At 68.0% G+C, this 2,651-nt stretch carries 2 protein-coding genes and 3 tRNA genes; all 5 read right to left on the reverse strand.

Translation table 11 applies throughout. The features are described 5' to 3' along the window. Nucleotides 1-101: 101 nt before the first annotated feature. A tRNA-Thr gene (locus RSA25_RS19365) sits at nucleotides 102-177 on the reverse strand. 47 nt (nucleotides 178-224) lie between these two features. After that, nucleotides 225-298 (reverse strand) — tRNA-Gly (locus RSA25_RS19370). Nucleotides 299-326: 28 nt separating this feature from the next. Beyond that, nucleotides 327-412 (reverse strand) — tRNA-Tyr (locus RSA25_RS19375). A 138-nt stretch (nucleotides 413-550) separates the two neighbouring features. Continuing rightward, nucleotides 551-1,564, reverse strand: coding sequence for an isoaspartyl peptidase/L-asparaginase (locus RSA25_RS19380; protein WP_332810450.1), 1,014 nt, complete (start codon nucleotides 1,562-1,564; stop codon nucleotides 551-553). A 113-nt stretch (nucleotides 1,565-1,677) separates the two neighbouring features. Continuing rightward, complete coding sequence (locus RSA25_RS19385; RefSeq protein ID WP_332810451.1) at nucleotides 1,678-2,649, reverse strand: cyanophycinase; 972 nt, start codon at nucleotides 2,647-2,649, stop codon at nucleotides 1,678-1,680. Nucleotides 2,650-2,651 lie beyond the last annotated feature (2 nt).

Consider the following 2,651-nt stretch of genomic DNA (forward strand, 5'->3'; position numbering starts at 1 on the left):
CGTGACCGATGGTGCCGACGTTGACGTGCGGCTTGGTGCGCTCGAACTTACCCTTGGCCATGGCTGCTTATCTCGAAATCGTCTGAATGGTGGCACTTAGATGGTGCTCACGAAAGGAATCGAACCTTCGACCTCCTCCTTACCAAGGAGGTGCTCTACCGACTGAGCTACGTGAGCGAGTTTTGAATTATGGCACGAATTTGAATATATTCAAACTCATTCAATGGAGCGGGAGACGGGGATCGAACCCGCACCATCAGCTTGGAAGGCTGAGGTTCTACCATTGAACTACTCCCGCATCGGAAGCCTTTGCCACAACATGAAACTGGTGGAGGGAGGTGGATTCGAACCACCGAAGGCGTAAGCCAGCAGATTTACAGTCTGCCCCCGTTGGCCGCTTGGGTATCCCTCCTTACCACCCTGTCCCGTGGCGCCGAAGCGTTTTCGGTGTGGGGTGGAAGAGCCGTGAATTTTGGGGGTGAAGACGGGTTCTGTCAACACTCTTTTTCAACTTTTTCACACGAACCTGCATTTCCCCCGTCAGCACGGGCTATTGGCCAGGCAGCGGCAGCGTTTCGTCGGCGAAGATCGCCACGTGCGGCACGCCGTCGGCGCCGATCCAGCCGCGATACATGCCCTGCGTGTTGAACGGCGTGGCCGCGCGACCATCGGCACCGAGCACGATCGCACCGCCATCGCCGCCCAGGGCGGGAATGCGTTCGTTGATCACCGCGCGCCCGGCCTCCTCGGGCCCCTGCCTGAGGTACTGCATGCGCGCGCAGATGTCGTAGGCGGCGACGCTGCGGATGTAGTACTCGCCCCAGCCGGTGCCGGATACCGCGCAGGTGGCGTTGGCATAGGTGCCGGCGCCGATGATCGGCGAATCGCCGACGCGGCCGTAGCGCTTGTTGGTCATGCCGCCGGTGGAGGTGCCGGCCGCGAGATGGCCCTGCGCGTCGAGGGCGACCGCACCGACGGTGCCGAAGTGGCGCGCGGTTTCGAGGTCGGCATGGGCCTGGCCGTTGGCTTCTTCCTTGAGCGCCCGCTGCAACTGCTGCCAGCGCTTGTCGGTGCGGAAGTACGACGGATCGACCAGGGCGATGCCCTGCCCCGCGGCGAAGGTTTCCGCACCCTGCCCCACCATCATCACGTGCGGGGAATGCTGCATGACGGCCTCGGCCAGCAGGATCGGGTTGCGCACGCGCTGCACGCCGGCCACCGCGCCAGCCTTGAGCGTGGCCCCGTCCATGAGCGAGGCATCCAGCTCGTTGCGGCCGTCATGGGTGAACACCGCGCCCTTGCCGGCGTTGAAGGTGGGATCGTCCTCGAGCACGGTGATGGCCGCGGTCACGGCCGCCAGCGCGGGTTTGCCGGCGGCCAGCGCCGCGTGCCCCTTCAGGAGCGCCTGGCGCAGGGCCGCGCGCGCCGCCGCTTCTTCAGCCTGCGAGAGATCCTTGCGCTCCACGCCGGCCCCGCCGTGGATGACCAGGACCGGTTCGGCGGCGGTGGCGGCCAGCGGGAACGACAGGCAGAGGGACAGCAGCAAGGCGGTTGGGCGGGACATGGGACTGTGTGCTCCGATGCGGCGGGCGCGGTGGGTAGTGAAATGGGCGGATGGGCGGTGGCGCGTCACGACCCGCGGTCGTGCGCTACGGGCCGGGCGTCAGGGGCGGCGGGTCAATGCAGGTCCAGGCTGCCGTCGCGGATGTCGGCGGTGATCTGGAAGGCCGCATCGTCCACCCGGAAGCCGTCCAGGTGCAGCAGGCTGCCGGCGCCCACGCCGGTGACCGGGATGGCGTGGAAATCCAGCGGCTCGCCGTCGCGCAGGCGCTCGGCGGTGTGCCGCGGCATCACCAGCCAGGCATAGCCGTTGTCGTTGCTGAGTACCCGGCCGCGGCCATCGGCCTCCACGCACAGCGCGGTGTCCTCGTCCACGCCGATACCGACCATGTCCTCGCGCCCGGCCTGTTGGGCCGCACGGGCGACGAACACGATCAGGCGGCCGAGGCGGTCGCGCTTGCCGAAGTGGGTGTCGGTGATGACGTTGGCCAGGTAGGGCATGGTCAGGAAGTCGTTGTCCAGGGTGACTTCACTGCCCATCGGGTCGCGCAGGGCGCGCTCGGAACTGACGCTGCCGCCATCCAGGGCGCCGTAGCTGTAGCCGCCGAGGATGGCCAGCCCGGCGCTGGTGCCGGCGATGGGCCGGCCGGCGCGCACGTGCGCGTTGAGCACGTCGTTGAGTGCGGTGCCCTTCCAGAAGCGGATGTAGCGCGACTGGTCGCCGCCAGCGATGAAGATGGCATCGGCGGCGGCCACCACGCGCAACACCGCCGGGTCGTCGGCGGCGCGGCGGTTGTCGAAGACCAGGGTCTGCACCGAGGCCGCCCCGCCGATGTCGCGGTACAGCCGTTGCTGCAGGTCCTCGCCCCCGGAGGCGCGCAGGATCACCACCCGGCCGTGCCCGGCGCGCGCCAGCCACCAGGCAAAGGCCTCGGGCACCCACTCGCCGCCGCCCATCAGCATCATCGCCGGCTCGGTGTGGGGCGCCCGCGGGGCCTGCAGGGCGCCGACCTCGTAATAGCGGTAGCCCCGATCCTGCAGACTGCGCGGATTCTGGGCGTGGAGGGGGAGCGAGAGCGCTGCAAGCAGCA

The organism is Stenotrophomonas sp., from assembly GCF_036662295.1.
Taxonomy (GTDB): domain Bacteria; phylum Pseudomonadota; class Gammaproteobacteria; order Xanthomonadales; family Xanthomonadaceae; genus Stenotrophomonas.